This window comes from Roseiarcus sp., from assembly GCF_049514155.1.
Lineage (GTDB): Bacteria > Pseudomonadota > Alphaproteobacteria > Rhizobiales > Beijerinckiaceae > Roseiarcus.
In genome coordinates this window covers 1-7,477 of sequence record NZ_JBEKVH010000189.1, presented here as the reverse complement: position 1 = coordinate 7,477, position 7,477 = coordinate 1, and the positions used below count along the sequence as shown (strand labels likewise).

At 64.5% G+C, this 7,477-nt stretch carries 5 protein-coding genes, 1 tRNA gene, 1 pseudogene and 1 riboswitch; of the genes and pseudogenes, 1 reads left to right on the top strand and 6 read right to left on the bottom strand.

Features of this window, described 5'->3' with window-relative positions; translation table 11 throughout:
• From nifB to ABSF49_RS19180, 4 genes are all read right to left on the bottom strand, one after another.
• On the bottom strand, positions 1–1,125 hold a 1,125-nt coding region (gene nifB, locus ABSF49_RS19195), incomplete at its 3' end, for a nitrogenase cofactor biosynthesis protein NifB (protein WP_424114245.1).
• A gap of 224 nt (positions 1,126–1,349) precedes the next feature.
• A complete protein-coding gene (gene nifA / locus ABSF49_RS19190; protein ID WP_424114244.1) occupies positions 1,350–3,146 on the bottom strand; it encodes a nif-specific transcriptional activator NifA in 1,797 nt (598 codons plus the stop codon).
• Positions 3,147–3,661: 515 nt separating this feature from the next.
• Positions 3,662–3,735, bottom strand: a tRNA-Gly gene (locus ABSF49_RS19185).
• Positions 3,736–3,815: 80 nt separating this feature from the next.
• A complete protein-coding gene (locus ABSF49_RS19180) occupies positions 3,816–5,003 on the bottom strand; it encodes a 2'-deoxycytidine 5'-triphosphate deaminase (protein WP_424114243.1) in 1,188 nt (395 codons plus the stop codon).
• Positions 5,004–5,155: 152 nt separating this feature from the next.
• Positions 5,156–5,234, top strand: a riboswitch (SAM riboswitch).
• 61 nt (positions 5,235–5,295) lie between these two features.
• Between ABSF49_RS19180 and ABSF49_RS19175 the strand changes: the two are divergent.
• Positions 5,296–6,431 (top strand): annotated as a pseudogene (locus ABSF49_RS19175) (aminotransferase class V-fold PLP-dependent enzyme).
• Between the two features lie 154 nt (positions 6,432–6,585).
• On the opposite strand, the gene ABSF49_RS19170 reads toward ABSF49_RS19175, so the two are convergent.
• Positions 6,586–6,894 (bottom strand): HigA family addiction module antitoxin, encoded by a 309-nt coding sequence (locus ABSF49_RS19170; protein ID WP_424114242.1) that lies wholly within the window; start codon positions 6,892–6,894, stop codon positions 6,586–6,588.
• 8 nt (positions 6,895–6,902) lie between these two features.
• Positions 6,903–7,199, bottom strand: coding sequence for a type II toxin-antitoxin system RelE/ParE family toxin (locus ABSF49_RS19165; protein ID WP_424114241.1), 297 nt, complete (start codon positions 7,197–7,199; stop codon positions 6,903–6,905).
• Positions 7,200–7,477: the final 278 nt, after the last annotated feature.

The window sequence follows — 7,477 nt, the reverse complement described above, 5'->3', positions numbered from 1 at the left end:
GCCCTCGGCGGCGGCCTCCTGGATCGCGGCCGCGGCGGCCTGTTTGGCCGCGACATGATCGCCGCGTTCGACGGCGACAAACTCGCGATACGCAGTCCGCTTGGCGGGGTCGTAGTCGACCGACTCCGGCAGTTGATCGAGGGTGAATTCCTGGCCGCGATCCTCACCCAGCAGGCCGACGGCGTCGGCGCGGCACTGCCGGCAATGGCGCATCAGCTTGGCGCCGCCTTCGAGCCTGTCCTGCAGCGCCTTGAGCTCCATCGCGCTCGGGCCGCGTTGGCCGGTCAGGCCGTAATGCGCGCCATGGGCGGGGTCGGAAATGAGCGGCATCACATTGTGCAGGAAGGCGCCGCGCGCTTTGACCCAGCGGTTGACCTCGATCAGGTGCTCGTCGTTGACGCCGGGGATCATCACCGAATTGATCTTGGTCAGAACGCCGCGCGCAATGAGCATTTCGAGGCCCTGCATCTGCCGCTCGTGCAGGATTTGCGACGCCTCGACGCCCGTCCAGCGGCGGTTGCGGAAATAGATCCACGGATAGATCTTCGCCCCGATCTCGGGATCGACCATGTTGATGGTGATCGTCACATGATCGACGTTCATGTCGGCCAATTCGTCGACATGGTCGGGCAGCGCGAGGCCGTTGGTCGAAATGCAGAGTTTGACGTCGGGAATGTCTTTGGCGATCGCGGCGAAGGTCGCCTGCGTCTTCTTCCAGTCGTAACAGGCGTCGCCCGGACCGGCGATGCCGAGCACCGAGAGTTGCGGCACTTCGTTGGCGACCGCGATCACCTTGCGCCGCGCCTGGTCGGGCGTCAGCTTTTCCGATGCGACGCCCGGCCGGCTCTCGTTGGCGCAGTCATATTTGCGATTGCAGTAGTTGCACTGGATGTTGCACGCGGGCGCGACGGCGACATGCATGCGGGCGAAATAGTGGTGCGCCTCCTCGGAATAGCAGGGATGGTCCTTGATCCGCTCCCAGACTTCCGCGTCCATGTCCTCCGGTCGGGTCGAGGAGCCGCAGGAGGACGAAGAACAGCCGCCGGAAGCGGCGGTCCGCTTCATCGCGTCGAGATCGACCGGGGCGATAAGGCTGTCGAGCGAGATCGTGACGGGCTGACCCATTGGCGCGATTCCTGTTGTCCACCGCCGATCGGCGCAAGGGTCGTGCCAGATTTATCCGCGTGTTATATCAATGTGTTACGTTGAAGCTGGGCGCTGCTGAAATCTCTCGGACACGGTTTTGTCGCGTTGCCGACAGAGCGGCGCGCGCCGGTCCGCTTGGCGACTCGGCCAACGGCCAACCCTAAGCCGGCAGCCTGAAATCCGCTTCGACTGGTCGGGCCCGCTCAGAAGCGCTTCATCTCGATGCGGTACTTGCGCAGCGCGTAGCCGATCTGGCGCGGCGTTATGCCGAGGACGCGCGCGGCCTTGGCCTGGACCCACCCGGAGCGCTCCATCGCCTCGAGCAGCCGGTCCTTCTCCGTCAGCCGCGGCGCGATCGCCGGGCAGTCGCCCGTTTCGGCGCGCGCACAGGTCGAGTCGGGGGCGACGGCTTCGGCGAATTCGCGGGCCCGAACGCGCGCTTCGGGGACGCTCGGCGCCGGCGGTCGCTCGACAGTCGGCGCCGCGATCGTTCGCCCCGAGGCAAGTTCGTCGATCGGGTCGGCGAAGGCGCCGCGTCCGCTGCCGGTCCACAGCAGCGCCGACAGGCAGTCGCCGGCCGCGCACGAAAGGTCGTCGCGCACGATGGTTTGACCATGTGCGAGCGTCGCCGTGCGTCGCACGCAATTCTCGAGTTCGCGGACATTGCCGGGGAAGTAGCAGCGCTTCAGTGCGTCCATCGCGCCGGACGACAGAGATAGTTTGCGGTCATTCTCTGCGTTGAAGCGATCGAGGAAAGCGCGCGCCAGCAGCGCGATGTCGCCGGGCCGTTCGCGCAGCGCTGGCAGAAACACGGGAATGACGTTGATGCGGTAATAGAGATCGGCGCGAAACTCGCCTTTGGCCACAGCAGCCTCGAGATCCTTATTGGTCGCGCAGATGAGTCGAAAGTCGACTTTGAGCGTACGCGCGCCGCCGACCCGTTCGAATTCGCCCTCCTGGAGCACACGCAGCAGCTTGCTCTGGAAGCTCGGCGAAATTTCACCGATTTCGTCGAGCAGCAACGTGCCGCCGTGGGCGAGTTCAAAGCGCCCGGCGCGCTGGCCGACGGCGCCGGTGAAGGCGCCCTTCTCATGGCCGAACAATTCCGATTCGAGCACGCTCTCGGGCAACGCCGCGCAGTTGAGCTTGATGAACGGCTTGCTTTTGCGCGCCGAGAGATCGTGCACGGCGCGCGCAAACAATTCCTTGCCTGTGCCGCTTTCCCCGCGCAGCAGCACCGTCGAATTCGACTTGGCGACGATCTCGATCGTCTTCAGCACTTTGCGGATCGCCGCGCTTTCGCCGACGATGCCGTCGACCTTGGGCGCGGGGCCGCGACGCGATTCATCTAGTCGCTCGTCGAGCGCCTTTTCAAGGGTTCGCTTCTCGTTGAGGAAACGCTTGCGCTCGGCCGACAGCATACGATGCAGCCGCACCGTCTGCCCGACGAGATTGGCGACCATGCGCAGGAAATGCAGGTCGTCATCGAAGCCGCTTGCCCGCTCGCCGTCCCAGACGCGATTGATCGACAAGGTTCCGATCACGCGTTCGTCGCTCTTGATCGGCACGCCGAGGAACGAAACTCTGCCATCGAGACGGCGAGAGATGAGATCGGCCGCCTTGCCGAACAGAGGGTCCTTGGCCACGTCTTCGACCACCACCGCCGTCGACGTGGCGATCAACCTGTCGATGACGAGCCGCGGCAAGGTTTCGATCGGCTTGCCCTTAGCCTCGCTCGCCCATCCGGAAGTCGCGATAATCTCCGGCTCACCGCCCGCGTCGAGAATGACGATCATGCCGAGCCGCATGTCGAAAAAGCTGCTCAGCACATTGACGACATTGGCGAGCGTCTGCTCGAGGCGCGTCGCGCCGCTGAGAATCTTCGATATTTCATAGATGCCGGTCAGTGCGACTTCGGGCGACGCGTGATGTCGGCGCGCAGGCGACGCCGCAACGGCGTATAACGCTGGGCGCTCGCTAACCGACACTTTTCGCTCCATGACGCCCCCAAGTCGGCCAGAGACGAGCCTGATGCTTCCTGTGAGCGCGAGTATGGTCTCACGAGAATAGGACGTCGTCGCGCGCAAATATGCGGCGTTGCAGTCGGTATTCTTGCAACTCGCAGACGTAAAAACGCGGGGGCTAGATTTGGCGGAAATCGGGGCAGAATAGCGGCGTTCTCGCCGGGGCGCATGTCGATCCGGGCGCAATCGCCGCTTGATCGAAGTGGGAAGCGACGATTTCGTCGGCCCCCGGGCGCGGACTTAGCTGGCGTCGAGACGTCGCCTCTGTCCATTTATTGTGCACTGCACATCGCTGAGCGAACGAATCGGTCCGTGTCGGAAATGGGTCGGTGAGCCCTATGCGCGGGAGCGCCGGAGATGCGCCCGAGGACCAAACCGCGCCCGGCGTTGGACGAGGCGCTTGAGCATGTCCGACGACGGCGCCCCGAATGCGCAAAAACCGGCTGAGCGCTTCAGCCGGTTCTATCAAAATCAGCGCTTCAACGCGAAAATGGAGCGGGCGAAGGGAATCGAACCCTCGTATGCAGCTTGGGAAGCTGCCGTTCTACCATTGAACTACGCCCGCCAGGGCCCGCGAACAGGCCGCGCGGCGTAAGTTATAGCGTGGCGAAAGCGCTTCCGACAAGCCGCGCCGCTCGCGCCGCGTCACGGCGCCTTGAAGTCGCGGAAGTGCTTCGACAGTTTCAGCCCCTGGCCCTGGTAGTTCGACGCTGCGCCCGCGCCGTAGAGCTCATCGGCAGCGCCGGCGAGCTTTTCGTAAACGAGGCGCCCGACTGGCTGGCCGTCTTCGAGCAGGAACGGCACGTCGCGGCTGCGCACTTCCAGCACCGCGCGCGCACAGGGGGCGCCGTCCGGCCCCTGGCCGAAGCCGGGGTCGAAAAAGCCGGCGTAATGGACGCGGAACTCGCCGATCGCCGGATCGATCGGCGCCATTTCGGCGGCGAGGTCAGCGGGGATCTGCAACTTCTCCCGGCTGGCGAGAATGTAGAATTCACCCGGATCGAGGATTAGCCGTCCATCCGGACGCGCGTAGATCGGCTCCCAGAAATCCTCGGCCGCGTAACCCGCGACGCGGCTGATGTCGATGACGTCGCTGTTTTTGATCGCGCGATATCCGACGATCTCGTGGCCCGCGCCGCTTAGATCAACACGCAACACTACGCCCTCGCGCAAGTTGAGGTCGCCATCAACTAGCGGAGTCTCGTCGTGCTTTTTCCTGATTTCGTCGTCGGTCAAGGCGAACGTGTATTTTTCCATATGTTGCGAGTTTCGATTGCGAAACCGAATCTGGCTCAGCTTTGATCCTTCGCGGACGCGCACACTGAAGCTACGCGGCGAGATTTCGAGCCAAAGCTCGCCCCGATAGTCGAGCGGCACGTCGTCAAACGCCTCCGAGCCGTCAACAATCAGCCGCGTGAAAATGTCTAGCCGGCCGGTCGAACTCTTCGGGTTGGCCGCGCCAGAAAGATTGGGCCGAAGTTCCAACCGCTCCATAAGTCGCGCAACGTAAACGATATCCTTTTCGAGCACGGTGCCGGCGCCTGCCAGCGAAACGGGCTCCGCGTTCAAGCTTTTCAGTCGGTCTCGAACGGACCGTTCGCGCCCGGGCAGGAAGCTTGCGCGCACCCGAAAGGCCTCTTTGCTGATCCTGAGATCGAGACTGGCGGGCTGGAATTGGGCGTCCTCAATCTCGCGCTCGGCCCAGAGCAGCCTACGGCCTTCCATCGCCTTGATTTTCTGGCGCGCAAACAGGCCGAACGGCGCGTTGAGAAATGCGTCCTCGGCGAGGTCCGCGCCGTGGAACAGTCTTGGCACCGCTCGGCGGCGGCGCACCGCGATCTTGGGCTCAGGACTCATGGCTGGCGAATTCGTGCATCAGTCGAGTATATCGGCTCTCCTGAGCGGCGGGAGTCGCAAGGCCAAACCGTCAACATGTTGTTGAGCGAAAAACCGCGGTTGACGCCCTGACGCCGATCGGATTATGGATGCAGTTCCGTGGTCATTTGAGCCGGTCGGCTTGCCGCCACGTTAAACAACGGGCTAAAAGATCGGGGCCCTCAAACCGCGCGCCCCTGTCCCGAAGCCCTGGCTTGGCCTTGGTTTTCGGCCGCGAAAGGAAGCGCGTATGAGCAGCCCCCGCAAGTCCCGCGATCCGCGCACGTTGCGCCCCGCCACCCGTCTGGTGCACGGCGGCGCGATGCGTTCGCAGTTCGAGGAGACCTCGGAGGCGCTGTTCCTCACCCAGGGCTACCTCTACGACACCTGCGCGCAGGCGGAGGCGCGCTTCAAAGGCGACGCGCCGGGTTTCATCTATTCGCGTTTCGCCAACCCGACCGTCGCGATGTTCGAGAAGCGCATGGCGCTGTTCGAGGGCGCCGAGGCGGCGCGCGCCACCGCCAGCGGCATGGCGGCGGTGACCGCGGCGCTGATGGGCCAGCTCAAGGCCGGCGACCATATCGTCGCGTCGCGGGCGCTGTTCGGCTCGTGTCTCTACGTCGTCGAAGAGCTGCTGCCGCGTTTCGGCGTCGCCTCGACGCTGATCGAGGGAACCGACCTCGCCGCCTGGAAGGCGGCGATCCGCCCCAACACCAAGACCGCCTTCCTCGAGAGCCCGACCAATCCGACGCTGGAGGTGGTCGACATCGCCGCCGTCGCCGACATCCTCCACAAAGCCGGGGCGACGCTGGTGGTCGACAACGCCTTCGCCTCGCCGATGCTGCAGCATCCGCTCGCGCTCGGCGCCGATTGCGTCGTCTATTCGGCGACCAAGCACATCGACGGCCAGGGCCGCACGTTAGGGGGAATCATTCTCGCTTCCGAGGCTTTCATCGCCGACCACGTCCACAACTTCCTCCGCCAGACCGGACCCTGCCTGTCGCCGTTCAACGCCTGGGTGTTGCTGAAGTCGCTGGAGACGCTGCCGCTGCGCGTCGGCCAGATGGACCGTACGGCGGGAAGAATCGCCGACTTCCTCGCCGCCCATCCGAAGGTCGCCCGCATCGTCTATCCCGGCCGCGCCGACCATCCGCAGCGCGCGGTCGCGGCCAAGCAGATGTCGGGCGGCGGCACGCTGGTCGCGTTCGAGGTCGTCGGCGGCAAGGCCGAAGCCTTCGCCGTCGCCGACGCGCTGACGATCACGCGCTCGGCATCGGCCCCGGCCTGCTGAGGCTTTCGGTCGGGCTCGAGGACCCCGACGACCTGATCGAGGATCTCGACCAGGCGCTGGCCAAACTCGCCACGGTCCGCAGCGCGGCGGAGTGAGCTGGGCGCGCAAAGCGTGCGACAAACGCGTTCAGCGATCGAGCTTTTTCAAAGCGCTAGGCGCCAATTCACGCGCACTTTTGCGTTGGCGCTATGGAAGGCCATTGGATTTACATATAACAGTGTACATAGGTAAATATGACGCTGACGGCGATCACGCCGCGGCGCCGATTGGCTTCGCGCGTTCGATCCGCTCACGTTCGTGGGGGCTGTTCATCGCCTCCCACAGATCGCTGCGCCGCTGGATGTTGAGCCAGAAGTCGGGGCTGTTGCCGAATACGCGCGCGAGGATGAGCGCCGTCGCCGCTGTTACGTTCCGGCGGTCGTTGCACAGCTCGTTGACATGCTTGCGCTGGACCCCCATTGCCTCAGCCAAGGCGGCCTGCGTCAGCCCCATCGGCTGCATGAACTCCTCGATCAGAATCTCGCCGACTGTGGCCGGCTTGCGCTTCGTTGTCAGCATGGATCGCCTCACCTGTAGCCGTGGTCGTCGAGATAGACGCCTTCGGCCTCGCCTCGCCCGCCATCCCAATGGAAGACCAGCCGCCATTGGCTGTTGACGCGGATCGAGTGGAACCTCGCCAGATTGCCGCGCAGCTTCTCGAAGTGATTGCTGGGCGGCGCCCGCAGGTCCTGATCGGTCGTCGCGTCGTCGATCATCTGGAGCTTGCGAAACAGCCGGCTTTCGAGGTCGGCCGGGATGAGCCGCGAGCGCGTGTCCTCGACGAAGAACGCCCGCAGCCACTCGTCCCGAAAGCTCGCGATCATCTGCTGGCTCAATGTTTGTCTGTGTGTACCACTCTATGGTACAAAACGCAATCGTCGCGGCCGCAGACATGGCGCTGATCATTGTCGGTCGCGGCCCGCCAACTCCGTCGTCTGCGGCTATGTCGGCGCGATGGTCGGGATTGGCGGCGTCTCCGGCCTCAACTTGCACGGTGTACCGAGCCTGATCGTCACGGCGATCGGCGCGACAGCCGTTGTCACTATCGACCGCAGCGTCGCCGCGCGCGCTTAAACGCCGCGCCACCGCTCCGCGCCTGCGC